22 protein-coding genes are annotated in these 26966 nt (G+C 70.4%); 13 read left to right on the top strand and 9 right to left on the bottom strand.

The window, feature by feature from the left end:
• Positions 1-29: 29 nt before the first annotated feature.
• Positions 30-1010 carry a MoxR family ATPase gene (locus WBK31_RS29940; RefSeq protein WP_364060187.1) on the bottom strand — a complete coding sequence of 327 codons (981 nt, stop codon included), beginning with the start codon at positions 1008-1010 and terminating at the stop codon, positions 30-32.
• Positions 1000-2175: a DUF4350 domain-containing protein gene (locus WBK31_RS29935; protein ID WP_378786351.1), complete on the bottom strand. Its 1176-nt coding sequence runs from the start codon at positions 2173-2175 to the stop codon at positions 1000-1002. Before WBK31_RS29935 ends, WBK31_RS29940 begins: the two co-directional genes overlap by 11 nt.
• 281 nt (positions 2176-2456) lie before the next feature.
• Between WBK31_RS29935 and WBK31_RS29930 the strand changes: the two genes are divergently transcribed.
• Complete coding sequence (locus WBK31_RS29930) at positions 2457-2807, top strand: hypothetical protein (protein ID WP_406673515.1); 351 nt, start codon at positions 2457-2459, stop codon at positions 2805-2807.
• Positions 2808-2865: 58 nt separating this feature from the next.
• Here the strand turns inward: WBK31_RS29930 and WBK31_RS29925 are convergent, their stop codons facing one another.
• Positions 2866-3879, bottom strand: coding sequence for a glycerophosphoryl diester phosphodiesterase membrane domain-containing protein (locus WBK31_RS29925; protein WP_364060196.1), 1014 nt, complete (start codon positions 3877-3879; stop codon positions 2866-2868).
• A 488-nt stretch (positions 3880-4367) separates the two neighbouring features.
• On the opposite strand from WBK31_RS29925, the gene mtrA reads away from it, so the two are divergent.
• The 6 genes from mtrA (at position 4368) to WBK31_RS29895 (ending at position 11979) form a co-directional block, all read left to right on the top strand.
• The gene (mtrA, locus tag WBK31_RS29920; protein ID WP_090763607.1) at positions 4368-5045 is read left to right on the top strand and encodes an MtrAB system response regulator MtrA; all 678 of its coding nucleotides are present in this window, start codon (positions 4368-4370) and stop codon (positions 5043-5045) included.
• 18 nt (positions 5046-5063) lie between these two features.
• Entirely contained in the window at positions 5064-6809 is a 1746-nt protein-coding gene (mtrB, locus tag WBK31_RS29915; RefSeq protein WP_378786356.1) for an MtrAB system histidine kinase MtrB, read from the top strand.
• 10 nt (positions 6810-6819) lie between these two features.
• Complete coding sequence (locus tag WBK31_RS29910; protein ID WP_378786358.1) at positions 6820-8535, top strand: LpqB family beta-propeller domain-containing protein; 1716 nt, start codon at positions 6820-6822, stop codon at positions 8533-8535.
• Positions 8536-9129: 594 nt separating this feature from the next.
• Positions 9130-9813: a ComF family protein gene (locus WBK31_RS29905; protein WP_406673514.1), complete on the top strand. Its 684-nt coding sequence runs from the start codon at positions 9130-9132 to the stop codon at positions 9811-9813.
• A 626-nt stretch (positions 9814-10439) separates the two neighbouring features.
• On the top strand, positions 10440-11108 hold the full coding sequence (hpf, locus tag WBK31_RS29900) for a ribosome hibernation-promoting factor, HPF/YfiA family (RefSeq protein ID WP_364060209.1): 669 nt from the start codon (positions 10440-10442) through the stop codon (positions 11106-11108).
• A gap of 172 nt (positions 11109-11280) precedes the next feature.
• Positions 11281-11979: a response regulator transcription factor gene (locus WBK31_RS29895; RefSeq protein ID WP_364060212.1), complete on the top strand. Its 699-nt coding sequence runs from the start codon at positions 11281-11283 to the stop codon at positions 11977-11979.
• Between the two features lie 878 nt (positions 11980-12857).
• Here the strand turns inward: WBK31_RS29895 and WBK31_RS29890 are convergent.
• Both WBK31_RS29890 and WBK31_RS29885 read right to left on the bottom strand, forming a co-directional pair.
• Positions 12858-14057 (bottom strand): DNA glycosylase AlkZ-like family protein, encoded by a 1200-nt coding sequence (locus WBK31_RS29890; protein ID WP_364060215.1) that lies wholly within the window; start codon positions 14055-14057, stop codon positions 12858-12860.
• Between the two features lie 903 nt (positions 14058-14960).
• Positions 14961-15221 (bottom strand): HGxxPAAW family protein, encoded by a 261-nt coding sequence (locus WBK31_RS29885; RefSeq protein ID WP_364060218.1) that lies wholly within the window; start codon positions 15219-15221, stop codon positions 14961-14963.
• 224 nt (positions 15222-15445) lie between these two features.
• Between WBK31_RS29885 and secA the strand changes: the two genes are divergently transcribed.
• On the top strand, positions 15446-18235 hold the full coding sequence (gene secA, locus WBK31_RS29880) for a preprotein translocase subunit SecA (protein ID WP_364060221.1): 2790 nt from the start codon (positions 15446-15448) through the stop codon (positions 18233-18235).
• 287 nt (positions 18236-18522) lie between these two features.
• Here the strand turns inward: secA and WBK31_RS29875 are convergent, their stop codons facing one another.
• The 4 genes from WBK31_RS29875 to WBK31_RS29860 all read right to left on the bottom strand — a co-directional run bounded on the left by WBK31_RS29875 (position 18523) and on the right by WBK31_RS29860 (position 22826).
• Complete coding sequence (locus tag WBK31_RS29875) at positions 18523-18951, bottom strand: Rv3235 family protein (RefSeq protein WP_378786364.1); 429 nt, start codon at positions 18949-18951, stop codon at positions 18523-18525.
• 191 nt (positions 18952-19142) lie between these two features.
• On the bottom strand, positions 19143-20378 hold the full coding sequence (locus tag WBK31_RS29870) for a PTS transporter subunit EIIC (RefSeq protein WP_364061361.1): 1236 nt from the start codon (positions 20376-20378) through the stop codon (positions 19143-19145).
• A gap of 300 nt (positions 20379-20678) precedes the next feature.
• Positions 20679-21992, bottom strand: a complete 1314-nt coding sequence (locus WBK31_RS29865) for a PTS transporter subunit EIIC (protein ID WP_406673513.1) — start codon at positions 21990-21992, stop codon at positions 20679-20681.
• A 93-nt stretch (positions 21993-22085) separates the two neighbouring features.
• Complete coding sequence (locus tag WBK31_RS29860) at positions 22086-22826, bottom strand: GntR family transcriptional regulator (RefSeq protein WP_364060231.1); 741 nt, start codon at positions 22824-22826, stop codon at positions 22086-22088.
• A gap of 127 nt (positions 22827-22953) precedes the next feature.
• Here WBK31_RS29860 and WBK31_RS29855 point away from each other — a divergent pair, with 127 nt between their 5' ends.
• The 5 genes from WBK31_RS29855 to ptsP all read left to right on the top strand — a co-directional run bounded on the left by WBK31_RS29855 (position 22954) and on the right by ptsP (position 26827).
• A complete protein-coding gene (locus WBK31_RS29855; protein ID WP_364060234.1) occupies positions 22954-23988 on the top strand; it encodes an SIS domain-containing protein in 1035 nt (344 codons plus the stop codon).
• 38 nt (positions 23989-24026) lie between these two features.
• Positions 24027-24263, top strand: coding sequence for a PTS glucose/sucrose transporter subunit IIB (locus WBK31_RS29850; protein ID WP_364060237.1), 237 nt, complete (start codon positions 24027-24029; stop codon positions 24261-24263).
• 10 nt (positions 24264-24273) lie between these two features.
• Positions 24274-24720: a PTS glucose transporter subunit IIA gene (locus tag WBK31_RS29845; protein ID WP_364060240.1), complete on the top strand. Its 447-nt coding sequence runs from the start codon at positions 24274-24276 to the stop codon at positions 24718-24720.
• Positions 24721-24902: 182 nt separating this feature from the next.
• A complete protein-coding gene (locus tag WBK31_RS29840; RefSeq protein WP_364060243.1) occupies positions 24903-25163 on the top strand; it encodes an HPr family phosphocarrier protein in 261 nt (86 codons plus the stop codon).
• On the top strand, positions 25160-26827 hold the full coding sequence (gene ptsP / locus WBK31_RS29835; RefSeq protein WP_364060247.1) for a phosphoenolpyruvate--protein phosphotransferase: 1668 nt from the start codon (positions 25160-25162) through the stop codon (positions 26825-26827). Before WBK31_RS29840 ends, ptsP begins: the two co-directional genes overlap by 4 nt.
• The last annotated feature ends 139 nt before the right edge of the window (positions 26828-26966 follow it).

Raw genomic sequence — 26966 nt, 5'->3', positions numbered from 1 at the left:
CCCCCGCCCTGCGAATGCGGTGCCCGCCATCAGCGCGGGACCGGGACGGAGGCGAGGATGCCGTCGAGCAGGCCGTCGGCGGTCGCGCCCTCAAGCTCCGCCTCGGGGCGCAGCTGCACGCGGTGGCGCAGCGCGGGCCTGGCCAGGGCCTTGACGTCGTCCGGCGTGACGTACGTGCGGCCCGACAGCCACGCCCACGCCCGCGAGGCCGCGAGCAGCGCCGTGGCACCGCGCGGGGAGACGCCGAGCTGCAGCGACGGGGAGTTCCGCGTCGCGCGGGCCACGTCCACGATGTAGCCGAGCACCTCGGGCGCCACGTGCACCGCGGCCACCGCCTCGCGCCCGGCCGCCAGGTCGGCGGCCGACGCGACGGCCTTGACCTGCGACAGGTCGCGCGGGTCGAAGCCGCGCGCGTGGCGTTCGAGCACCGCGATCTCCTGCTCGCGCGGCGGCAGCGGCACGGTCAGCTTCAGCAGGAACCGGTCGAGCTGGGCCTCAGGGAGCTGGTAGGTGCCCTCGTACTCGACGGGGTTCTGGGTCGCGCAGACCACGAACGGGTCGGGCAGCTCGCGCGCCGTGCCCTCCACGCTGACCTGCCGCTCCTCCATCGACTCCAGCAGCGCCGCCTGCGTCTTCGGCGGCGTGCGGTTGATCTCGTCGGCGAGCAGCAGGTTGGTGAAGACCGGGCCCTCGCGGAACTCGAACTCCGCGGTCTTGGTGTCGTAGACCAGCGAGCCGGTCACGTCGCCCGGCATCAGGTCGGGGGTGAACTGCACCCGCTTGAAGTCCAGCGCCAGCGCGGCGGCGAGCGTGCGGACCATCAGCGTCTTGGCCACGCCGGGCACGCCTTCGAGCAGGACGTGGCCCCGGCACAGCAGCGCGATGACCAGCCCCGTCACCACCGAGTCCTGGCCGACCACGGCCTTGGACACCTCGGCGCGCAGCGCGCTCAGCGCTTCCCTGGCCGCATCGGCCTGCTGCGGTGCGCGGTAAGTCTCGTCAAAGCTCACTGACGGTCCTTTCGATGGAGTCCAGATATCGGGCGAGCGCCACCAGCCCCGCGTCGTCCGGCGGGGGCGGGCCGTAGAGCGCGTCGCCGACCAGGTGGGGGTCCTCGCCCGTACGGGCCGCGAGCGCGGTCACCACCTCGTGCCGGGCCGCGCCCGTGCCGAGCCCCAGCCTGGGCGTGAGCCGGTCGATCGTAGCGGCGCGCAGCGCGTCGGCCGCGCGTTCCCGCGCGCGCCTGGCGCGGTAGAGCCTGCCCCGGCCCTCCACGGTCTCGGCGGCCCTGACCACGACCGGCAGCTTCTCCACGACCACCGGGCCCAGGCGGCGGCCCCGCCAGAACGCGGTGACGGCCACCGCGATGATCGCCATGTAGACGCCCCAGCGGATGCTGCCGGGCATCAGGTCGTACAGCGAGGCGCCGCTCTCGCCGGGCAGCCTCGCCGGAGGCGGCGTCTGCGGGCGTACGACCCAGATGACCGGCTTGCCGGTGCCGATGAGGTTGAGCGCCAGCGCCGCGTTGCCGTCCTCGGCCAGACGCTGGTTGGTCATGAACGAGCCGTCGCCGACGACCGTGATCGTGCCGCCGCCGTACTGGTAGCGCACCAGCGCGTACCCGCCCTCGACCGGGTAGCAGCCGGTCGAGCCCGCGGGGCCGCGCAGCCGCGCGCCGCCGAGATAGGCGCTGCCCGCCGCCGTGGCCGCCGGCAGGTCGCACTCGGGCTCGCGCGAGCGGGTGCGGGCCAGGCCGTCGGGCGCGGAGGTCACGCCGGGGGCGAGCGCGGGCAGGCCGGGCAGGTCGCCGACGAGCACCCGGTCGCCGGGGACCCTGGCCAGGCTGTAGTGGTCGAGGTAGGTGGTGTCGGTGATCAGCAGCAGCCGGTCGCCGCCCGCGCCCTTGGCGGCCGCCGCCTCGACGGAGTCGACCTTCTCGACGGTGACGCCCCGGCCGCGCAGCAGCTCGGCCAGCGCCTTGGAGCCGGCGAGCGAGGTGTCGTCGGGGTCGAGATGGCGGGCGGGTGCGGGGTCGCGGCCCAGCAGCACCGACAGCACGGCGGCCAGCACGATGGCGGCGCCCAGCAGCACGATCGTCCGGCTGGAGCGCCAGGCGGAGCGCACGGTGGGCGAGGTGGGAGTGGAGGCCGCCGGGGGGACGGTGGTGAGGCTCACGGGCCGCTCCCCGTGGCGGAGCCGGCGGTGGGCCGGCGGCGGTGGCCTCCGCGCCGGTGGGCTTCGCGCCGGTGGGTTCCGCGGCCGTGGCCATGGGGGCGGGGCGGGCCTGGCGCAGGCGCTCGTCGAGGCTCGCCATCGCCGCGTACGCCTCCCTGGTGCCCGCCACCCCGCCATAGGTCACGTCGTCGAACGAGCGGGCCGCCGCCGCGAGTTCCCCGGCGAAGGCGGGCAGCGCCTGGGCCGCTTCGGCGGCGAGCTCGTCGGCCGTGCGTCCGGGCATGCCGACGACCAGCGCGCGCTCCTCCAGGTCGCGGGCGATGGCGCGCAGGCGTTCCTGCAGCGCCTCCGTCCAGCGCTCCTGGGCGGCGAACTCTTCCGCGGCCTGGCGGTGCTGGGCCGCCGTCATGGCCTGCTCGCCGAACAGCCCGGCCGACGGGGCCGCGTCGCGGCGGGACGCCTTGCTCAGCCGCCAGCCGATGAGCGCGATGAAGCCCAGGATGATCGCCGTGATGATCACGGCCGCGATGACCCCGCCCGCCGTGCCGCCGCCGATGACGCCGTCGACGAGGTCGCCGATGAACTGGAGGATGTACCGGCGGATGCGGTCGAGCAGCGGCTCCTTCTCGTAGTCGGGGCGCAGGAGCTCTTCCGCGGCCCTGCGGGCGGCCTCCTCCCGGTCGATCGGGCTCACGACCGCGCGGAGTTGTCCGAGTGCCACAGCTCGTCGGCGGAGGCGTGCACCCAGCCCTGGCGCTGCTGCTCGATGGCCGCCGTCTGCAGGACGAGGTCGAACGCCTCGCTGCGCATGCGACGGTCGGCGTACAGCAGGCCGGCCACGCCCGCCTCGAACGGATAGACCACCATCAGGCCGACCGTCGAGCCGACGGCCAGCAGGACGGCGGTCACCACGGTCGTCGCCGCCGAGCCCGCACCGAACGTGCCGAGGGCGGTGCCGACAACCGTGAACGGAAAGGTCAGGACGCTTCCGACGAACTGCACCAGCAGCATGGTGAGCAGCAGGATGCCGAACATCCGCCAGAAGTCGCCGGTGACGAGCCGCCACGAGCGGCGCATGGCGGCGATGGGGCCAAGGCCCTCCAGCACGACGGCGGGGGATGCGAGGGCGAAGCGGGTTCTGAAGAACAGGTAGTAGCCGATGTAGAAGAGCAGGAACAGCAGCGTCGCTCCGAGCATCCCGCCGCCGCTCGCCCCGGAGACGCTGAGCCCGATGACGAGCACGGCGAACACCACCACCGGTATGATCATGATGAGGGTCATCAGCCCCACCACGCCGAACAGCGCAGGAACGCGCGACTTGGACAGCTGCCACGCCTCGCCCGCGGTGATGTTGCCGCCGAAGACGGCCCGGCCGAGAATGCGGGTCAGCACACCGGTCAGCAGCGTGACGGCGATGAACTGCACGGCGTACGAGACCAGCGTGGCGCCGAACGTGCCGACCATGGCCTCGAACTCGGCGTTGGAGGCGCGTACCGGATCCTCGATCGCGGCACGGCTGGAGTCCATGATGAGCGCCTGCCCCACGCCCAGCGGGACGGAGGTGAGCAGCGCGGCGACGGCCGACAGGCCGAGCACGGCCTTGGGGTTGGACCTGATGAGCTTGATCGTGCCGTCGAGGATGTCGCCGAGACCGAGCGGCCGGAGCGGGATGATGCCGGGCCTGAGCGCCGGCGGATGGAGCATGCTCTGGTACGGCCGCTGCGGGGGATGGGGCGGTTGATGCCCGTCATGGGGTGCCTGCGGCCCGGTGGGCGCCTGCTGATAAGGGGGGCCGCCGTAGGGCACCTGCTGCTGAGAGCCAGGCGCGGTCCAAGGGGAGGCCGGCGGGGCGCTGTAGGGCGGGGGCTGTTCGGCCGACCAGCCTGATGGCGTCTCGGGCGTGGGACCGTGACCGTCTGACATATCCCAATCCTGGCATGCTGGGCCGGACGATGGTGTCACGGAGAGGATTCACCGGTGCATCTTGCCCCCATAGGTTGATGATTCGGGGCAAGGTTCGCGTCCAGGGATGGCCGAAAGTCACCTTGTTCCCGCAGACTGAGATAGCGGTCGCGGGGGCGGACCTAAAATTCGCCTTTTGTAGGGCTCAGGTCACACTCATGGGCCGACCAAGGGTAACCTTCAGCGATCGTGCGGGTATGTCCCACAATGCGTAGAACGAATGAGGGGCCATGAAAGGTCGCGTGCTGGTCGTTGACGACGACGCCGCTCTCGCCGAGATGCTGGGGATCGTGCTGCGAGGGGAAGGCTTCGAGCCGTCTTTTGTCTCCGATGGCGACAAGGCCCTCGACGCGTTCCGGGATACACGCCCGGACCTGGTCCTGCTCGACCTGATGCTGCCGGGAGCCGACGGCATCGATGTCGCGCGCAGGATCAGGGCTGAGTCGGGGGTCCCGATCGTCATGCTCACGGCGAAGAGCGACACGATCGACGTCGTGCTCGGCCTCGAGTCGGGTGCCGACGACTACATCGTCAAGCCGTTCAAGCCGAAGGAACTGGTCGCCAGGGTGCGGGCGCGGCTGCGCCGTACGGACGAGCCCACCCCCGAGATCCTGCAGATCGGCGACATCACCATCGACGTCGCCGGCCACTCGGTCAAGCGAGGCGACGAGACCATCAACCTCACGCCGCTGGAGTTCGACCTGCTGGTGGCCCTGGCCCGCAAGCCGCGCCAGGTCTTCACCCGTGAGGTGCTGCTCGAGCAGGTGTGGGGCTACCGCCACGCCGCCGACACGCGGCTGGTGAACGTCCACGTGCAGCGGCTCAGGGCCAAGATCGAAAAGGACCCCGAGCACCCCGAGATCGTCGTGACGGTACGCGGCGTCGGCTACAAGGCCGGCCCGGCCTGATCCTCGTTCCACCCCGCCATGCCCCCGACGACGAGACGTAAGACCCGCCGACGGACGCTCCGCCAGATTCTTGGCGGCGTCCGCCGGAGGGTCCGTCGTGCGGCGGGCAGGACGCGAAGCATCTGGCGGCGCTCGCTCCAGCTCCAGGTGGTCACCAGCACGCTGGTGATCTCGATGATCGTCGTGGTGGTGCTCGGCACCTTCCTGTACGGCCAGATCTACCAGTCGGTCATCAACAGCAGCACCCAGTCGGCCACCAACGAGGCGTTCACCGACCGCCTGCAGATCGCCGACGCGCTGGCCCCGGAGACCGACGACGAGACGCAGACCGCCGACTCCGGCAAACAGGGCGTGGTCAACCGGCTCGACGAGGTCATGAACACCGTCGCAGGCACCGGCGAAGACGGCTCGGGCAAGCGCTACGACGTGCTGATACTCAACCTGACGACCCCCGGCGAGTCGCGGGCGTCCGGCAACGTCGTGCCCGCGAACGTGCCCGAGCAGCTCAAGCAGAGCCTGCGGCGCAACATCAAGAACGGCCGCTTCGACAAGACCGTCGCGTCGATCCAGACGATCAAGTTCTCCGGCGAGAGCCAGCCGCGGCTCACGTTCGTCGTGGTCGGCGCCGTGCACCAGCCCGACGGGCGCAACTACGAGGTCTATCACTTCTTCCCGATGACCGAGGAAGAAGAGATGCTCTCCAACGTCCGGCTGGCCATCGTCGTGGTGGGGCTCGGGCTGGTGCTGCTGCTCGCCGCCATCGCGTACCTGGTGGCCAGGCAGGTCGTCACCCCCGTACGGCTGGCCCGCCAGGCCGCCGAGCGCCTCGCCGCGGGCAAGCTGGACGAGCGGCTCAAGGTGCGCGGCGAGGACGACCTCGCCCGGCTCGCGAACTCGTTCAACGAGATGGCCGCCAACCTCGCGCTCAAGATCCACCAGCTCGAAGAGCTGTCCCAGGTGCAGCGGCAGTTCGTCTCCGACGTCTCCCACGAGCTGCGCACCCCGCTCACCACCGTCCGCATGGCGGCCGACCTGCTCTACGACGCCCGCGAGGACTTCGACCCCATGGTCGCGCGCTCGGCCGAGCTGATGCAGGCCCAGCTCGAACGCTTCGAGTCGATGCTGGCCGACCTGCTGGAGATCAGCCGCTACGACGCCGGCGCCGCCACACTCGACCTCGACTCCGTCGACATCCGCGACGTCGTGCTGCGCGCCATCGGCGACTCCGAGGCGCTGGCCGAGCGCCACTCCACCCGCTTCGAGCTGCGGCTGCCCAACGAACCCTGCATGGCCGAGATCGACAACCGACGGGTCGAGCGCATCCTGCGCAACCTGCTGTTCAACGCCATCGAGCACGGCGAGGGCCGCGACATCGTGGTCACCGTCGGCGCCGACCGCGACGCCGTCGCCGTCGCCGTACGCGACCACGGCATCGGACTCAAGCCAGGCGAGGAGACGCTGGTGTTCGACCGGTTCTGGCGGGCCGACCCCTCGCGGGCGCGCACCATCGGCGGCACCGGGCTCGGCCTGGCCATCTCCCGCGAGGACGCCACCCTGCACGGCGGCTGGCTCCAGGCGTGGGGCCAGCCCGGCGAGGGCTCGCAGTTCCGGCTCACGCTGCCGCGCGTCGCGGGCGCCGACCTCAAGGGCTCGCCGCTGTCGCTGGTGCCGCCCGAGATCGAGATGCGGCGCACGTGGCGCACCTCCATGACGCCCGTCCTCCTCCCCGCCACGGCAGACGGGGGCGCCCATGAGGAGGACTAGCCGGCTCGTCGTGACGGCCCTGATCGCGATCCTCGCGATGCTCGCGGGCTCCGGGTGCACGGTCATCCCGCCGAGCGCGCCGTACACGGTGAACGACGAAGGCGCGGGCGACCCGCTGACCAAGCCGTTCCAGCGCATGATCGCCATCGGGCCGCAGCGGTCCTGGGGGCCCATCGAGACGTTCAGGGGGCTGCAGGCCGCCATGGCGGCCTACCCCGAGGACCCGGCCGTGCTCCAGCAGTACCTGACGCCCCAGGCGCGGCAGAAGTGGAGCGCGTCCGGGCCGGTGACCGTGATCGAGGACCTGTACGAGGTCATACCGCCCGCATCCATGGACGGCACCGAGCCCTCCATGAAGATCACGGTCAAGGGCCGGTGGGTCGCGCAGATCAGCGAGGACGACTCGTACAAGCCGACCGCCGGGCCGTGGTCGCAGGACTTCGAGCTGGTCAGAGAGCCGGGCGGCGGCTACCGCGTCAACAGCCTGCCGCAGGGGCTGCTGCTGACCGCCGCCGACGTGGCCCGCTCGTACCGGCCGACCAACCTCTACTACCTGGCACTCGACGGCCAGTCGCGGCTCGTCGTCGACCGAGTGCGGCTGCGGCTCAAGACCACCGAGACGTACGCCGAGACCGTGCTCAAGCGCCTGCTCGAGCCGCCGACGGAGGCGCTGCGCGGCGCCGTCACCACGGGCTTCCCGGCCGGCAGCGCCATCGAGTCCATCCGCTCCGGCGAGGAACGCGTCGTCATCAACCTCCGGGGCGACTTCGACGTGCTCGACCTCAGCGCCGAGGACGCCCTGCGCGCCCAGATCCGCCACAGCCTCAACAACAACGAGATCGCCAAGGGCCGCATCATCGAGGTCCAGGTGGACGGCGAGCCGTACATCACCGACCGGCCGGGCACCGAGGACAGCTGGCTCGGCGACGGCGGCGAACGCGCCTACTACGTGGACAACGGCGCCCTGCACTACCTCGGCCAGGACGGCGCGGCCGGCGCCGTCGCCGGCGCGGCGGGCGAGCAGCGCGACGGCTACGACCACTTCGCCGTCTCCAAGGACAACGGCAACGGCATCTACGTCGCCGCCCGCACCTCCACCGGCGTCTCCATCGCCAAGATCGGCCAGGACGGGGGCTGGCAGGAGGTCATCCAGGGCAAGCACCTCACCCCGCCGACCTGGCGGCGCGACGGCACGCTATGGACGTACGACCGCGACAACCAGGCCCTGCTGCGCTACGACCCCAACGGCAGCGGCGGCCCCCAGCGCGTCGCCACGCCCAAGCAGTTCGTCGGCCTGAACATCACCGGCCTGCGCATCGCCAGGGACGGCGTGCGCGTCGTCGTCACCATCGACAACGAGACCGTGCAGATCGGGGCGCTGATCGGCGAGGGCCGCGGCGTCCGGCTCGGCAACCTGCAGTCGCTGACCACCACGGAGGGCAGCGACGAGATCATCGACGTGGCCTGGGCAGATGACCTGCGGCTGCTCGTGCTCGTGAAGAGCAAGGCCGGGCAGATACTGAACGAGATCAACGTGGGGGACGGGCAGACCAGCGGCGTGCCCTTGAAGGACCGCGTGTCCTCGCTTGCCGCCCTGAACGACCGCATCCTGGCCGGGGTGGGGAGCGGCGGCGACGGCAAGATCCTGGAGCTCAACCAGGACCGCCAGACCTGGACCGCCAAACTGGAGTCGGCTGCCGGCGATCCCCTCTTCCCCCTGGGCTGAGCGATCCGCCGGCGCCCGGCCCGGCCGCGGCCCAAGGCAAGGACCACGACCGCCACCGCCCAAGCCTCGGCCCGGCACCATGCGAGAGCACGAAGGGCCGAGCCCGTCGCTGTCCAGGTCACTGGGGAGCAAGTTCGGCACCGCTGAGGACGTTGAGAGCCGAGCCTGTCACCGCTGTGGGCGTTGAGGACCATGCCCGTCACGGCCGAGGAGGTTGAGGACCACGCCTGGCACCGCTGAGGAGGTTGAGGACCACGCCTGGCACCGCTGAGGAGGCTGAGGGCCGAGTCGGCACCGCTGAGGGGTTGAGGACCATGCCCGCCATCGCCTGGGGACGGTGAGGGCCATGCCCGTCACCGCCGAAGACGTGAAGGACCGAGCCCGGCACCGCGGGCAGGTAGAGGACACAAAGGGCATTTGCGCGGGGCCCTCGGCCGTGGGGCGGAATTGTCGGTGGCGGGCGGCATGCTGGGGCGCGTGCTGACCGCCGTACTCGATCTGGTGTTGCCCGCCGCCTGTGTGGGGTGCGGGGCGAAGGGGGCGTCGTGTTGCGCCGGCTGCCACGCAGCGCTCACCGCCGCGCCTGCGCGGCGCATGCCCGACCCGGCCCCGCCCGGCCTGCCCGACTGCTGGTCGGCGGCGCCGTACACCGGCTCGGTGCGCCGCCTCATCCTGGCCTACAAGGAGCGGGGCGCGGTGGCGGTGGCCGGGGCGCTGACGGAGGCGGTCACGCTGGCGGCGTTGACGGCGTTCGGGTGGTGGCCGCCTCCGGAGAGGCACGCGGCGGCGTTCGGGCGGTGGTCTCCGGAGAGGCGCGCGGCGGCCTTCGGGTGGCCTCTGCCGGAGAGGCGTGCAGCGGCGGCGGCGTTCGGGCGGTGGCGGCCGCCGGAGAGGTTCGCGGTGGTGCCCGTGCCCAGCTCACGCAGGATGCGCAGGGGGAGGGGGCACGACCCCGTGGGGCGGCTGGCGGCGCTGGTCGCGGACCGGCTGCGGGGGCTCGGGCTGGGCGCGGAGCTGTGGCTGGGGCTCGAGCAGGCACGCATGGTGACCGACCAGGCGGGCCTGAGCGGCACTGAGAGAGCCGAAAATCTCGCAGGCTCACTCCAGGTGCCCCAAGCCGTGAAAACGCCTCCAGGGCCCTGTGCGCTGCTCGTGGACGACATCGTCACGACCGGCGCGACGCTCGCGGAGGCCGCGAGGGCGCTGCGGGCGGCCGGCGTGAGGGCGCCACTCGCGGTGACCGTGGCCGCGACACGCCTGACTTACCGAAGATCTTGACCTTTATTACGGTCACCGTCCGTTAGAAAGATCATTTTCATCAATATGCCCAGGAGGCCACATGTCTCTGTCCTGTCACCACTGTGCCCCGGGTCGGGCGTACGGGAGTCACGTCCCCATAAGGGTTGCGGACCGGTTGAAGCGGACATCGGCGAGCGCTTACCCACCCAGGGGAAATCACGGAAAGTGATCCTTCGGCCAACCCTCCGGCTGACATTCGTGCTGGATGCGGATAGCGTTCTGACATGGCACCCGTTCGGGTCCGTGGTTGCGCAGGGTCGGGGTCCCCGGCTCTGCTAGCCGATGCCAGCCGCAGGCAAAACGGTCCACGTAAGGCGACTCTTTGTCGACCGATCACGGTGCGGCTTAGGGGTAAGTCCTGCCTTCCCGGGGGTCCAGATGTCCCCCGTCAGAAGAGAAGGGCAGTAGTGGCGACAGCGCTGCGAGACCCTCAGCAGGCGGATGTGGGGTCGAAGACCAGGTCGGCCGGGCGGGTGCCCTCCGAGATCCCGGTGACGCTCCGTCGGAAGAGGGGAACGGTGAGAGAAAGGCAGACAGTGCACCCGGTCCGGCGCACCTGTCGTCGGGCGCTCTTGCTCAGTCGTTAGACGAAGGGGGGCTGTTGCATGGACATCATCGTCAAGGGCCGGCACACAGGAGTGAGTGATCGGTTCCGCGACCACGTGACGACCAAGCTGGCCAGGATCGAACGTCTGGACAACAAACTCATCCGGGTCGATGTGGAGGTGTCGAAGGAACGCAACCCGCGTCTCGCCGGCCAGCGAGAGCGCGTCGAGCTCACCATCCACTCGCGAGGACCCACAATCCGTGCAGAAGCCTCGGCCGACGACCGGTTCGCCGCCCTCGACCTCGCCCTCGACAAGCTGGAAGGCCGCCTGAGGAGGCTCGCCGACCGGCGCAAGGTCCATCACGGCAACCACTGCCCGCCCTCCGTGGCGGAGATCACCAGAACGCTGCCCGGCGCCCTTGAGCCGGAGCCGAGCACCCAGACCGCCGTCCCCCGGCAGGCCGAAGCCGCAGAGGACGAGCGGCGGCAGGAGAACGACCAGCAGTACGACGACATCGTCCCGATCGAGATGGACGGCGAGGGGCCGCTCATCGTCCGGGAGAAGTTCCACAAAGCCGAACCCATGACCATCGACCAGGCCCTACTCGAAATGGAGCTGGTCGGCCACGACTTCTACCTGTTCCGTGACAAGGAGAGCGGGCTGCCGTCGGTCGTCTACAACAGACGTGGGTACAACTACGGCGTGCTGCGGCTCGTAGAGCCCTGATCACACGCTAAAAGATCTTCTCGACCACCCGAGAACCGCGGGTTACGTGCCATCATGGCGGTTCAACGGCTCTGGCCCCCCGACGAGGAGGAGACGTGAGCGAGCTCAGTCAGGCGCAGGTGAGCGAGCGAAACGAGGGAAAGTCAGGCACGAGGCGGATCAGGGAGGCCTCGTGACCGAGTCTGGCGAGACCCGCACACAGTCGAGCGAACCCATCCGCGTGCTGATCGTGGACGACCACGAGCTGATCAGGCGGAGCCTGGCACTGGCGTTGGCCGCGGAGCCCGACATCGAGGTGGTCGGCGAGGCGAGCGACGGGCAGGAGGCGGTCGAACTGGCCGATCGCCTCATGCCCGACGTCGCGCTCATGGACGTGCGCATGCCCAAGCAGGACGGGATCGAGGCGACGAAAGGCATCAAGGCCTCCGTCCCGAGCACCCGCATCATCATGCTGACGGTGAGCGACGAGGAAGAGGATCTCTTCGAGGCCATCAAGGCGGGAGCCACCGGTTACCTGCTCAAAGACGTGCAGATCAACGACGTCCCCGCCGCGGTGCGGGGCGTGCACGAAGGCCAGTCGTTAATCAACCCGGCGATGGCGGCCAAGCTGATCAGCGAGTTCGCCAACATGAGCCGCAAGGAGGCAGAACGCCCGCCCCAGCTGCCCGTCCCCCGCCTGACCGACCGGGAGATGGAGGTGCTGCGGCTCGTCGCCAAAGGCATGAACAACCGGGAGATCGCCAAGCAGCTGTTCATCTCCGAGAACACGGTGAAGAACCACGTCCGCAACATCCTCGACAAGCTGCAGCTGCACTCGCGGATGGAGGCCGTGGTCTACGCGGTACGGGAGCGCATGCTCGAAATCACCTGACCCCCGAACAGCGTCACGGATGGTCGCGCGCGCCGCCGATCCCGGGGCCCCCAGCCAACACCCCCACCCCGCCCAGCCAACACCCCCACCCCCCACCCGGGCCGACACCCCCACCCGGGCCGACACCCCCACCCGGGCCGACACCCCCCGCCCCGCCCGGCCGACAACCCCGCCCCGCCCGGGTCAACACTCCCGTCCCGCCCGGCGCAGCAGGTCGGTGATTTCGGTGGTTCGCGGGTGTTGCTCGTGCTGGGCCGGCATCGCCCGCCTTGCCTGGGGTTGTAGGTCGGTGATTTCGGTGGTTCGCGGGTGCTGCCCGTGCTGGGCCGACACTCCCGCCCCGCCCCGGCTCACCCTGCTGCCCCGCCCTGTCAGTCGCCAGTCGTGTGGGCTGGCCCGCTTGGTGCGGACTATGGTCTTGCTGCGCGCTGTGGCGCTGTGAGGTTCGGCGAACCGGTCTGCCTGCGTGATGGACCCGCAGGTATTCGCCCTTCGCGTTGGACTGGTCTCCTGATGCCTGGGCTTGGTGAGTGGGCAGGTCTTGCGACGGCACCGTCCTGCGCGACGGGCAGCCCCGCCCCGGCGAACCGGTGGGCGGCCGTGGGCAGTGGTGTTGGCTCCAGCGGTTCTCGGGTCTTGCGGTCGGGTGTGATGCGTGGTGTGTGGTGTGGTTTTCGCGGTCAGTCTGTGGTGCGCGGCCGGTCTCGTGAGCCGTCGGTCTTGTGAGCTGGCGGGTGCGTGAGCTCCCTGCGCGCGGCGGTTCGTACTGCCGGCCCACGGCCCCGCTCACATGCTGGGCGGGGCCATGGGGCTTAAGCGCGTTCGTCCCCAGCGCGCGTGCTGAGGACGAACGCAGGGGAGCCGAGTGTCGCTGCGGGTTACGCCCCGTCGGGCCGTGTGTTGAGGATGGGCAGGAGCTCCGGAGGGTTGGCGCGTTCGACGCGTACGTTGTCGCAGCCGACCCACGAGGCCGCGGACCACAGGGCCTCGCGCATGGCGTCGGCCCACTTGGCGGCCGAGAGGCCGGGCTCCAGGCTGAGCTGCCGGGCCACCAGGGTCGAGCCCTCGCGGGCCGGGTCGACCCGCCCGATCAGGCGGCCGCCCGCCAGCACGGGCATCGTGAAGTAGCCGTGGACGCGCTTGTGCTTGGGGACGTACAGCTCGAGCGTGTACGTGAAGCCGAACACGCGCTCGGTGCGCCCCCGATGCCAGATGAGGGAGTCGAACGGCGACACCAGCGTGGTGCGGTGGCGCCCGCGCGGCTCGGCGGCCAGGGCGGACGGGTCGGCCCAGGCGTTGGGGCGTCCACGCTTGCCCGGCCAGCCGGTGACCGTCACCGGCACCAGGCCGGCCGCGCCGCTGAGCAGGGCCTCGTCGAGGATTTCGGCGTAGCGGCCCTTGAGGCGCAGGAAGTCGGTGAGGTCGGTACGGTTGGCCACGCCGAGACTGCGACCGGCGATGCCGGCCAGGCGGGTGATGCACTCCTCGTCGGTCGGCTCCTCGGCCAGCAGCTCCGGCGGAACAGCGCGCTCGGCCAGGTCGTAGACGCGGCGCCAGCCGACGCGGCGGGTGCAGACCAGCTCGCCGATGTCGAGCAGCCACTCCAGGCCGATCTTGGAGTCGGACCAGTCCCACCAGGGGCCGCCGTTCTTGGCGCCGCCCACGTCGGACGTGGTCAGCGGGCCGGACTCGCGGGCCTGGTCGAGCAGCTTCTCGACGCCGTCGGGGACCTCGTGCCAGCGATAACGTCGCTCGCGGAAGGCCCGGCGCCGGAACGAGTAGAGCGGCCAGTGCTCGATGGGCAGCAGGCAGGCGGCGTGGCACCAGTATTCGAAGCTGAGCGCCGGGTCGTGCCAGTAGGCGCGCTCGACCGCGGCCCTGCCGATCGCGCCGAGCCGGGCGTAGGCGACCAGCTCGTGGGAGCGGGCGAGGACCGAGATGGTGTCGAGCTGCACGGCGCCGAGCCTGCGGAGCATGGCGTGCACCCCGCCTTTGCGGGCATCGGCGCCGATGAGGCCCTGCGCGCGGAGGATGATGCGGCGGGCCTCGTCGGGGGTGAGGTCGGTGACGTCGCTCATATCTGCGAGTCCGTACGGCGATGCATGCGAGCAATCTAGCGACGTCCACCGACAAAACCGCCGGCCGAGCAAACCGGCCAGACGAACCGAATGAAGGACATCGACGGTGATCACGTGATGGCCGGTCGTCGGCGTCGGGCGGTTTGGTGTGGCGAGGTGCTCGTCGGGCGGTTTGGTGTGGCGGAGTGGTCGTCGGTGCGGCTGGGTTCGCCTTACCGGGCAGTGTCCGTGTGAGGGTGGGTGGTTTCGGGTTGCTGGGCAGTGTCCGTGTGAGGGTGGGTGGTTTCGGGTTGCTGGGCAGTGTCCGTGTGAGGGTGGGTGGTTTCGGGTTGCTGGGCAGTGTCCGTGTGAGGGTGGGTGGTTTCGGGTTGCTGGGCAGTGTCCGTGTGAGGGTGGGTGGTTTCGGGTTGCTGGGCAGTGTCCGTGTGAGGGTGGGTGGTATCGGCTTGCCGGGCAACGTCCGCGTCGGGGCGGGCCGGGTGACGATCGGACTCGTCCGACGCGCGGCACGTGTGCCCGGCTCAAGGGCGCAGGTGCCGCCCTGTCGTGTGCAGCCGATGGTTCCGAGCACGAAGGCTGCGCGTGCTCATTTGGTGAGCGTTTTCGTGGGTCGCCTGGCCGGTGTGGCCGGTTCGCCCACAAGGCGTGCCGTCCCCATCGACGGCCTGGTGCGGGTCCGTTGAGTGCTGCCGGCGTGTGATCCGGCGACGGATTTCATGCCTGGCCCGCGGAGCGCGTCGAAGATCTTCTGATGGACGTTCGGTGAGCGCTACAAGACGGGGCGGAATGTGGGTGTTCGAGGGGGAATGTGGGGGTGGGACACGCCCGGGCGTAGTCGCAAAGATCTGGATATGAAACGGCGGGCGGCCCGGTGTTCGGGCGCCCGCCGTGCGAAGCCTGGGGTCAGCGATGATCCTCGGCGCGCATCCCCACCCGGGGCGCGTCGATCACGACGTCGGTGAAGATGTCGAAGACGAGGGCGAGGATTCCGCCGACGACGAACACACCGGCGCCGATCCACACGATCGTCCAGTTCGAGGCCGTGAGTCCGAAGCCGGCCACGACCGTTCCCACCAGCATCACGACCACCGCGAGCCACGAAGACGCGCGCCCGGCGTGGCTGCCGAGATGCTCGGTTTGCTCCGACTTCTTCCCCTCAACCATGACTAATCCTTCCTTTGCCGGAAATCCCGCAATTGGTGCGAGCCGGCTCTCCACCGGCATACCCTCTGCCTTCCCTTCATTCTCCCAGACCGGTTCGGTGCCCTCGTCGGCACGGTGGCTGTGTCTGGTTGCGAGACCGCCTACGATGGCAGGCGGGGAAGTTTGTCTCGGCCTCTCCTCCTGGCGGCGCCGCCGGGGTAGACCTGCGAGGAGCTTTACATAAAGTGGCAGCCATTCTCGACAAGATCCTACGTGCCGGCGAAGGCAAGATCCTGCGCAAGCTCAAGCGGATCGCAGACCAGGTCAACTCCATCGAGGACGACTTCACGAGCCTGTCCGACGCGGAGTTGCGTGCGCTGACGGACGAGTTCCGCCAGCGTCACGCTGACGGCGAAAGCCTCGATGACCTCCTGCCTGAGGCTTTCGCTACCGTGCGCGAGGCGGCTCGCCGCGTGCTCGGGCAGCGGCCCTATGACGTTCAGATCATGGGCGGCGCCAACCTTCACATGGGCAACATCTCCGAGATGAAGACCGGTGAGGGCAAGACGCTGACCTGTACGCTGCCGTCTTACCTCAATGCGATCGCAGGCAAGGGCGTCCACGTCGTCACCGTCAACGACTATCTGGCCAAGCGCGACGCCGAGACGATGGGCCGTGTCCACCGCTTCCTCGGCCTCGAGGTGGGCTGCATCGTCGCGGGCCAGCAGCCCGATGAGCGGCGCAAGCAGTACCAGGCCGACATCACGTACGGCACCAACAACGAGTTCGGCTTCGACTACCTGCGCGACAACATGGCCTGGTCGCTGGACGAGTGCGTGCAGCGCGGCCACTTCTTCGCCATCGTCGACGAGGTCGACTCGATCCTCATCGACGAGGCCCGCACCCCGCTGATCATCTCGGGTCCGGGCGAGCAGTCGGGCAAGTGGTACCAGGAGTTCGCCAAGATCGTGCCCCGCCTGCGCAGGGGCGTCGAGGCGAAGAACCCCGGCGAGGAGAGCACCGGCGACTACATCGTCGACGAGAAGAAGCGCACGGTCGGCATCCTGGAGTCGGGCGTCGCGAAGGTCGAGGACTGGCTCGGCATCGACAACCTCTACAAGCCGGAGCACACCCACCTGGTCGGCTTCCTGAACAACGCGCTCAAGGCGAAAGAGCTGTTCAAGAAGGACAAGGACTACATCGTCGCCGACGGCGAGGTGCTGATCGTCGACGAGTTCACCGGCCGCATCCTGCACGGCCGCCGCTACAACGAGGGCATGCACCAGGCCATCGAGGCCAAAGAGGGCGTGAAGATCAAGGACGAGAACCAGACTCTCGCCACGGTCACCCTCCAGAACTACTTCCGCCTCTACGAGAAGCTGGCCGGCATGACCGGTACGGCGACCACCGAGGCCAACGAGTTCCACCAGACGTACAAGCTGGGCGTCGTCCCGATCCCGACCAACCGGCCGATGATCCGCAAGGACCAGCCGGACGTCGTCTACAAGACCGAGGACGCCAAGTTCGCCGCGGTGGTCGAGGACATCGCCGAGCGCCACAAGAAGGGCCAGCCGGTGCTGGTCGGCACCACCTCGGTCGAGAAGTCCGAGCGGCTGTCGCGGGCGCTCAAGCGGCGCGGCGTGCCGCACGAGGTGCTCAACGCGAAGAACCACGCGCGTGAGGCCGCGATCATCGCCGAGGCGGGCCGCAAGGGCGCCGTGACCGTCGCCACCAACATGGCCGGTCGAGGCACCGACATCATGCTCGGCGGCAACTCCGAGTTCCGCGCCGACCAGGAGCTGCGCCAGCGCGGGCTCGACCCGGTCGAGACGCCGGAGGAGTACGAGAAGGCCTACCCCGAGGCGCTGGAGAAGGCGCGTGCGGCGGTCAAGGCCGAGCACGACGAGGTGGTCGCGCTCGGCGGCCTCTACGTCCTCGGCACCGAGCGCCACGAGTCGCGCCGCATCGACAACCAGCTGCGCGGTCGGTCCGGCCGTCAGGGCGACCCGGGCGAGTCGCGCTTCTACCTGTCGCTGGGCGACGACCTCATGCGTCTGTTCAACTCGGCCAGGGTCGAGATGATCATGACGCGGCTCAACATCCCCGACGACCAGCCGATCGAGTCCGGCATCGTCTCCAAGGCCATCGCCTCCGCTCAGCACCAGGTCGAGCAGCAGAACTTCGAGATCCGCAAGGACGTTCTCAAGTACGACGAGGTCATGGACCGCCAGCGCAAGGTGATCTACGCCGAGCGCCGTCGCGTGCTTGAGGGCGCCGACCTGCAGCAGCAGGTGCGGGGCTTCATCGAAGAGGTCATCGACGGCTACGTCCAGGGCGCCACCTCCGAGGGCTTCGCCGAGGAGTGGGACCTCGACAAGCTGTGGAAGGCGTTCGGCGAGCTCTACCCGATCACGGTCCGCATCGAGGACCTCGTCGAGGAGGCCGGCGGCCGCGAGGAGCTGACCCCCGAGCTGATCAGCGAGCGGGTCAAGGCCGACGCGCTGGCCGCCTACGACCGGCGTGAGCAGGAGTTCGGCGCCGAGACCATGCGCGACCTCGAGCGCCGGGTCATCCTGTCCGTCCTCGACCGCAAGTGGCGCGAGCACCTCTACGAGATGGACTACCTGCGCGAGGGCATCGGCATGCGGGCCTACGCGCAGAAGGACCCGAAGATCGAGTACGCCCGCGAGGGCTACGAGATGTTCACCGCGATGCTCGAGGGCATCAAGGAGGACTCCGTCGGCTTCCTGTTCAACCTCGAGGTCGAGGTGCAGGAAAACCCGATCGTCGAGGAAGAGGACGCCGCCATCGCGGAGACCCGCTCGATCATCGCGCGCGGGCTGCGCGGGCCGCAGCGTCCGGCGGAGCTCGAATACACCGCGCCCGGCGAGCAGGGCGACGTGGAGCACGTCAAGGTGCGCACCACTGCGGCCGAGCGCGCGGCGTACGGCAACGTCGAGCGCAACGCGCCCTGCCCCTGCGGCTCGGGCAAGAAGTACAAGCGCTGCCACGGCGACCCGAAGAACGCCGCCTGAGGCAGGCAGAGACTGCGGTCCCGGCCGTGGCGGTCTTCTGGTCGCCACGGCCGTAGCCGCATCGTTCTCGCTGGGCCCCCGCTCTCGTGTGAGGGCGGGGGTTCGTGCTGTTCCCACCGGTGTTCGTGGTGGTCTCACCGGTGTTCGTGGTGGTCTCACCGGAGTTCGTCTTGTCCTTGCCGGTGTTCGTGGTGTCTCACCGGAGTTCGTCCTGTCCTTGCTGGCGTTCGTGGCGGTCTCGCTGTGGTTCGTGCTGTTCTCGCCGGAGTTCGTCCTGTCGTGCCGGTTCAGGCGGTTTCGACGGCGGTGCAGAGCCAGTGGGCGCCGCGTCGTTCCAGGCGCAGGGCGAGGACGTGGTCGCGGTCGCAGCAGTGGATGAGCGTGCACATCTCGATGGCGCCGTCGCACGGCTCGGTCAGGTGGACGCGGCCCGCGAACGGCGGGCGGTTGCCGTGGTACATGCGGCCCATGCGCACCAGGTCGCGGTAGGCGCGGGCGATGAGCCGGTCGGCCACGGTCGTGGCCGGGCGGCGGCCGGCCAGCACCTCGGCCAGGGCCTGGGCGAGGTGGCGCAGCCTGCGTTCGTCGGGCGGAGCTCCGGCGGGGCCCCACACCATCGGAGGGCGGTCGAGCGCCAGGGATCCGTGGGTGCGGTGGCCCTCGTCGTACGAGGCTGCGGCGGTGGAGTCGAGGGCCATGGCGAACCTCCGTTTCATGGGGGAGAGAAGGAAACGCTTCTAGGAGTTTTCGGTCCGGCCGAGCAATACAACCGCCACCAACTTCGGCGGGTGGGGTGGCGGTATGTCCGCTGATGCGGCGGAAGTCGGTCCCGAGTTGGAGTGGTCCCGGGGTCGCCATGAGCGGTTTCGGGTAGGGCGAAGCGGTGATTTCGGGTGTCTTGAATTGATCAGGAGGGGGCTTTCGTGTCCTTCTGTGAGTCAGTGTCTGGTTCTCGGCCCGGGGTCGGCAGGTTGAGGCGGCGGATCAGGACGGCGAAGACGACGTAGTAGAGCACGAAGTACGCGGCCCCGAACGCCAGGATCAGCGGCAGGCCGTGGGTGTTGGACTTGGTGGCGTTCAGCGCCATGTCGATGGCACCGCCCGAGAACGTGAAGCCGAGCCGCGCGCCCAGCTCGGCCATCAGCGCCATCGACAGGCCCGTGAGCAGCGCGTGCAGGACGAACAGCACGGGCGCGACGAAGATGAAGGCGAACTCCAGCGGCTCGGTGATGCCGGTGACGAACGCCGTCAGCCCGGCCGAGAGCATGATGCCGCCGACCGCCTTGCGCCGGGGCGGCGGTGCGGCCCGCCACATCGCGATGGCCGCGCCCAGCAGGCCGAACATCATGACGGGGAAGAAGCCCGTCATGAAGATCCCGGCGCCCTGCTCACCGGCGAAGTAGCAGTTGAGATCGCCGGAGGCGTCCCTGGTGGCGCCGTTCACGCCCGCCCGGCACTCGGGGAGGGTGAACCAGACGATGGTGTTGAGGAAGTGGTGCAGGCCGACGGGGATGAGCAGGCGGTTCGCGACGCCGTAGATGCCGGTGCCGGCCGTTCCGTGGGCCGACAGCCAGTCGCCGACGTTCGAAAGCCAGTCGCCGATCGGCCGCCACAGCAGGCCGAACGCGACGCCGATGAGCAGCGCGGCGACGGCGGTGATGATCGGAACGGCCCGCCGCCCGCCGAAGAAGGCCAGCCAGGGCGGCGGCTTGACGCGGTAGAAGCGCTGCCAGAGCAGCGCGGCCGTGATGCCGATGACGATGCCGCCCAGCACGCCGGTCGGGTTCTGGGCGCCCAGGTCGAGCGTGGGGGAGCCGTCGCGCAGGGTCACGGCGACCTTGGTGTAGACGGCGCCGTGCCCGGCCTCGAAGAACAGGGTCTTGGTCACCCGGTCGAACACCAGGTAGCCGACCAGCGCCGCCAGCGCGGTGGAGCCGTCGGACTTGCGGGCGAACCCGATGGCCACGCCGACGGCGAACAGCAGCGGCAGGTTCTCGAACAGCGCGCCTCCGGCCGCCGCGAGCACCCCGGCCACCGGCAGGAGCCAGGGGAGCGTGCCGCCGAGCCCGTCCACGCCGAGCAGGTCGTCCTGGCCGAAGCGGAACAGCAGCCCCGCGGCCGGCAGGACCGCGATGGGCATCATGAGCGAGCGGCCGATGCGCTGCAGCACGGCGAACGCCGCGGACGACCAGGCGGGCGGCACGGCCGTCGATCACCCCTCTTCCCGAGCCTGCCGCCGCGCGCCCGGCTCGTGTCACGGGGGATCGCCGATTTCCTGCCCTGGTGGCGGGTGCGGGAAACCGTCCCCAGGCACGCGTGACGATGATGGGTGCGGGAAACCGTCCCCAAGGCGTGGGTGGCGGCGATGGGCGTAGGAGACGGTGTCAGGCGACGGTGACCGTGTCAGGCGCGGGTGACCGTGTCAGGTGTGAGGGAGCGCCGGTCAGCTTTCGCCCGCGTCCACGTCGGGCTCGGGCTCGCGGCCCGGCGTCTGGATGTTCAGCCGGCGGATGAGGAACGTGAACACGACGTAGTACAGCACGCCGTAGACCGCACCGATCGCCAGGATGCCCGGTAAGTTCTCGGTGTTCGACTTGCTGGCGTTCAGCAGCAGATCGAGCAGCCCGGCGGAGAAGCCGAAGCCGAGCTGCCCGCCGATCAGCGTGGTCACCGCCATCGCCACGCCGGTGAGCACCGCGTGCACGACCAGCAGCAGCGGCGCGACGAAGATGAACGCGAACTCGATCGGCTCGGTGATGCCGGTCACGAACGAGGCGAGCGCCGCCGTCAGCATGATGCCGCCCACGCGGGCGCGCCGGTGCTCGGGCGCGGCCCGCCACATGGCGAGCGCGGCGGCCGGCAGGGCGAACATCATGATGGGGAAGAAACCGGCCATGAACTCGCCGGAGTGCGGGTCGCCGCCGAAGTAGCAGTTCCAGTCGCCGCCGAGCACGCGGCCGTTCACCTCGCACTGCGGCACGACGTACCAGACGACGGAGTTGGCGAAGTGGTGCAGGCCGAGGGGGATGAGCAGGCGGTTGATCAGGCCGTAGAAGCCGGTGCCGAGCGGGCCGACGGAGGCCAGCGCCTCGCCGGCGTGCCGGATCCACTCGCCGATGACCGGCCACAGCCAGCCGAAGAGCACGCCGATGAGCAGCGCCGCGATGGACGTGACGATCGGTACGAAGCGCCGCCCGCCGAAGAACGCGAGCCACGCGGGCAGCTTGACGCGGTGGAAGCGCTGCCACAGCAGGGCCGCGAGCAGGCCGATGACGATGCCGCCGAGCACCCTGGTGGGGTTCTGCAGCCCGTAGTTGATCATCTCTTTGATGCCGTCGGGCCGGGCCTCGCGGATGAGCACGGTCTCCCTGATGTCGGAGCCGGCGAACATCACCTTGGTCACCCGGTCGAAGACGAGGTAGCCGACGACGGCGGCGAGCGCGGTGGAGCCGTCGGACTTGCGGGCGAACCCGATGGCGACGCCGACGGCGAACAGCAGCGGCAGGTTCTCGAACAGCGCGGCGCCCGCGGCCTCCAGCACCTCGGCCACCCGGCTCACCCAGGCCAGCCCCGCCACGTCGGCCAGGCCGCCGGGCGCGGGGCCGTTGGAGCCGAGCATGTCGGGCTGGCCGAAGCGCTGCAGCAGAGCGGAGGCGGGCAGCGCGGCGATGGGCAGCATCAGCGAGCGGCCCAGGCGCTGGAGCACGCTCATCGTGCGGGCGAACGGCGAGGGCCGGGCGGCGGTGGTCTCGTTCACCGGTCGTTCCTCCGGAGGCGTCTCTGCCGGGGCTGGGGGGTCGTACGAACGCGGCGAACCCGGTCTCGGAGGCTCGCGCGGGGCGGGCTCGGGTCAGCCCCGGCGGGCCGGCATCTCCAGGGAGGTGCGCAGCTGGTAGCGGTCGGCGCGGTAGGTGGACACGCCCAGCTCGGCGCAGACCCCGCCGGAGAACGACCGGCGCTGCAGCAGCAGCACGGCGCCGCCCCTGGGCAGCTTCAGCAGGTCGGCGTCGCTGGGGTCGGCCAGGCCGCCGTCGATGGTCAGCTCACCGGCGTCCATGACGAGCCCGTAGCGGCGCTCCAGCAGCTCGTAGAGTGATTTATCTGACAGGTCGTAGTCTGCCAGGTCCGGTGCGAGCTTGACCGGGATGTGAGCGCGTTCGATGGACAGCGGCTCCCCGTCGGCCGTCCGCAGCCGCTCGATGAAGTGCACCTCTTCGCCCGGCTGGATGCCCAGCTCCTTGGCCAGGTGGGCGCTGGCGCGCACCACGCGGCGGTCGAGGTCGCGCGAGCCTGGGACCATGCCGCGCGCCCGCATGTCCTCGGTGAACGAGGTGAGCTGCAGGGCCAGCTCGATCTTCGGCCGGGCCACGAACGTGCCCTTGCCGGGCACCCGGTGCAGCCTGCCCTCGGAGACGAGGTGGTCGACGGCCTGGCGTACGGTCATCCTGGACAGCCCGAACCGCTGGCAGAGCTCGCGCTCGGACGGGATGGCCGCACCGATGCTGAGCTCATCGCTGTCGATGAGGTCCAGCAGGATCTCGCGAAGCTGGAAGTATTTGGGCACCGGGCTGTCCGGATCGATGCGCGCCACGGATCCTCCCCTCGTCTCCGCCAAGGCCATGGGCTATGGTTCGTACTGGTCTAGTCCGGACTAGACCACCATAAGTCGCGTATGACGGCAAGTCTGAACACCGCATGAGTTGAGGGATGAGCGCGAGATGACCACGAGAATGCGCAGCGAGATCGCCGAGCAGCCGACGGCGCTGCGGGACACACTGGACTCCCTGCTCCCCAAGGCCGGCGAGATCGGCGCACTCGGCGAGCAGACCCGCCAGTTGCTCTTCATCGCGCGCGGCACCTCTGACAACGCCGCAGTGTACGGGCGCTACCTCATCGAGGCGCACGCGGGCCGCCTCGCGGCGCTGGCCGCCCCGTCGATCGCGACCACGTACAAGCGCAAGCTCGACCTCGATGGCGTGCTGGCCGTCGCGATCTCGCAGTCGGGACGTACCGAGGAGATCGTCGAGACACTGGCGTGGGCCAAGGACTGCGGCGCCAAGACCGTGGCCGTGACCAACGGCGGCGAGCAGAGCCCGCTCGCGCAGGCCGCCGACGTGGCCCTGTGCACGGTGGCCGGCGAGGAGAAGGCGGTGCCGGCGACGAAGACGTACACGACGCAGCTCGCCGCGCTGGCCGTGCTGGCGATCGGGCTGGGCGCGGACGTGGACGTGGACGACCTGCGGCGGGTGCCCGAGGCGGTGGAGAAGCTCATCGCGGAGCCCGGCGACCTGGAGGCCGTGGTCGAGGGGCTGCTGGACAAGCAGGGCGTGGTCGTCTCGGGGCGCGGGATGGCGTTCTCCACGGCGCTGGAGACCGCGCTGAAGCTCAAGGAGGCCTGCTACCTGCACGCCATGGGCCTGTCGTACGCCGACCTGCTGCACGGCCCGATCGCGGTCGTGGACGCCGACACTCCGGCGCTGCTGGTGGCCTCCGAGAACAGCCCGACGCTCCAGGGCACGGTGGCGCTGGCCGAGCGGGTGGTCGCGGCGGGGGCGGCCGCGTACACGATCGGCGGCGGCGACGCGCTGTCGCGGGCGGGCACGGCCAGCCTGAACGGCCCCGACCTGCCCGAGTGGGTGGCCCCGATGGGCCTGATCGTGCCGGGGCAGCTGCTCACCGAGGCGCTGGCCCGCCGGCTCGGCATCGACCCCGACGCGCCGCGCGGCCTGAACAAGGTCACCCAGACCGACTGATCTAGCCTGGTCAGAGAGCCGACCCTAGGGAGGACCTGATGGCGGCGGACGTGAACGCGATCATCGCCGCGCTGGGCGGCGCCGGCAACATCATCGACATCGAGCCGTGCATCACCCGCCTGCGCACGGAGGTGCACGACGCCTCGAAGGTCGATCAGGCGGCGCTGAAGGCCGCAGGCGCGCACGGCGTCATGGCCACGGGCAACGTGGTGCAGGTCGTCGTCGGGCCGGAGGCGGACACGATAGCCAGCGACATCGAGGACGCCATCGGCTAAGGGCGAGATCATGACGACTGTTCTCGCCCCGGTCGAGGGGGAGGCCGTGGGGCTGGCAGCCGTGCCCGACCCGGTGTTCTCGGCGGGCATGGTCGGCCCGGGGGCGGCGATCGACCCGCTCAGGGGGCCGGGCGAGGCCGTGGCCCCCATCGCCGGAAAAATCATGAAACTTCATCCGCACGCGTACGTCATCGTCGGCGATGACGGGAAGGGCGTGCTCGTGCACCTGGGCATCGACACCGTGCAGCTCAAGGGGGAGGGCTTCGAGCTGCTGGCGTCGGAGGGCGACCGGGTCGCGGCCGGTCAGCCCGTGGTGGCCTGGGACCCCTCGGTCATCGAGGCGGGCGGCCGTTCCCCGGTCTGCCCGGTCGTCGCGCTCGACGCGCTGTCCGGCGCCGTCACGGAGGTCACGCAGGGAGCGGTGCACGCGGGGGACCAGCTCTTCGAGTGGGATTGAGCGTGGTTTGCGCCCTAGTGGGCAGTTTCGCGGCTATCGGGGAATAAGAGGTGTCCAGGGTGGCATCAACGGTAGTCGGGTGGGCTCGTGTGAGCCGTCACAATATTGTCGGTCGTCCGTTTTGGTGGCGATCGTACGAAGGTCCGGCTGGTCTGGACCGGCACAGAAGGAGGAGCACGAAAATGGGGCAACGCAAGGTCACCGTGGCGGCTGAGGTAGGGCTGCACGCCCGTCCCGCGGCGACGTTCGTGCAGCGGGCCAAGCAGGCCCCGATGGACATCACGGTCGAGAAGGCGCACGGTGGCGGGCCGGTCAACGGCAAGAGCATCCTCGCCATCATGGCGCTCGACGTCCGTCAGGGCGAGACCGTGGTGATCTCCGCGGAGGGCGAGGGCTCGGAAGAGGTCCTCGACGAGCTGGCCGCGATCGCCGGCACGCCATGAACCTGCGGGGGGTGGGGGTCAGCCCGGGCATCGGGCACGGACCCTCTTTCGTGCTGACCGTCTCTGTGCCCGAACCCCCCGAGGGCGCCACCTACACCGGTGAGGCGGAGCAGGAGAAGGAGCGTGCCATGGTCGCGCTCCAGCAGGTCGCGGGCGAGCTCGAAGCCCGCGGCAACCAGGCGGGCGGCGAGGCAGGGGAGATACTCAAGGCCCAGGCGCTGATGGCCGAGGACCCCGGGTTGGTCGTCAAGGTGCGCTCGCTCATCGACCGCGGACTCGCCGCCCCCAGAGCGGTCTTCGAGGCGTTCTCGAAGTACCAGGACGTGCTCGCCGGATCCGGCGGATACCTGGGCGAGCGCGCCGCCGACGTGCGCGACATCAGGGATCGCGTGATCGCGCTGCTCTACGGGCAGGCGCTGCCGGGGCTGCCGGTCGCACCCGAGGAGCCGTACGTGCTGGTCGCCAAGGACCTCGCACCCGCCGACACCGCGCTGCTTTCCAGGGACGACGTGGTCGCGTTCGTCACCGAGGAGGGCGGCCCCACCAGCCACACCGCCATCATGGCCAGGTCGATCGGCGTGCCCGCGGTCGTGGCCTGCCAGGGCGCCACCCGCATCCAGCCGGGCGTCCAGGTCATGGTGGACGGCACCTCCGGCGAGGTCCGCGTCTCGCCCGCCGACGCCGACGTGGCCGACGCGGTCGGTGCCGCGACCGCCCGGCAGGCCGCGCTCGCGTCGTGGACCGGTCCGGGAGCGACCGCCGACGGCCATCCCGTGCCGCTGCTCGCCAACATCGGCGGCCCCGCCGAGATCGACGCCGCGCTCGCCGCGGGCGCCGAGGGCATCGGCCTGTACCGCACCGAGTTCCTCTTCCTCGACCGCGCCGAGCCCCCTTCGCTTGACGAGCAGGTACGCGCCTACCGCGCGGCGCTCGACGCCTTCCCCGGCGGCAAGGTGGTGGTGCGCATGCTCGACGGCGGCGCGGACAAGCCGCTGCCGTTCCTGACCGTGCCGCCCGAGCAGAACCCGGCGCTGGGCGAGCGCGGGCTGCGCCTGTTCAAGCGCGCGCCCGAGGTGATGGATGTCCAGCTCAGCGCCCTGGCCGCGGTGGCCGCGCCGGAGCTGCAGGTGATGGCCCCGATGGTGGCCACGGCCGAGGAGGCCACCTGGTTCGCCAGGGAGTGCGCCGACAAGGGGCTGCTGGAGGTCGGCGTGATGATCGAGATCCCGTCGGCCGCGCTGCGCGCCGCTGACGTGCTCTCCCAGGTCGACTTCGTCTCCATCGGCACCAACGACCTCAGCCAGTACGCCTTCGCCGCCGACCGCAGGCTCGGCGCCGTCAGCGACCTGCACGACCCCTGGCAGCCGGCGCTGCTCGATCTGGTCGCCATGGTCGCCGGCGCGGCCGGGCGCGCGGACAAGCCCTGCGGCGTGTGCGGGGAGGCCGCCGCCGACGCCGCGCTGGCCTGCGTGCTGGCCGGGCTCGGGGTGTCGTCGCTGTCGATGGCGCCGTCGGCGCTGGCCGGCGTACGCGCCGGGCTGGCCGCGCACACGCTGGAGCAGTGCCGTGCGGCGGCCGAGGCGGCCAGGGCGCAGCCCACGGCGGCCGACGCCCGCGCGGCGGCCCGCGTGCACCTGCCCGGCCTCGCCAGGCTCGGCCTGTAGCCGTCATGCAGAGGTCCGGACTTATGAGCTGAGGCCCGGCTTTGTGGGGGCTCGGCTCTTGGACTGAGGCTCGGTTGTTGTGGGGGCTCGGCTCTTGGGCCGAGGCTCGGCTCTTGTGAGGCCGGGTTCTTGCGCTGAG

This window comes from Nonomuraea sp. N2-4H, assembly GCF_045291505.1.
In the GTDB taxonomy this organism is placed as follows: Bacteria; Actinomycetota; Actinomycetes; order Streptosporangiales; family Streptosporangiaceae; genus Nonomuraea; species Nonomuraea fastidiosa.
The sequence above is the reverse complement of the archived record's forward strand: the minus strand, read 5'-3'. Positions and strand labels throughout refer to the sequence as shown.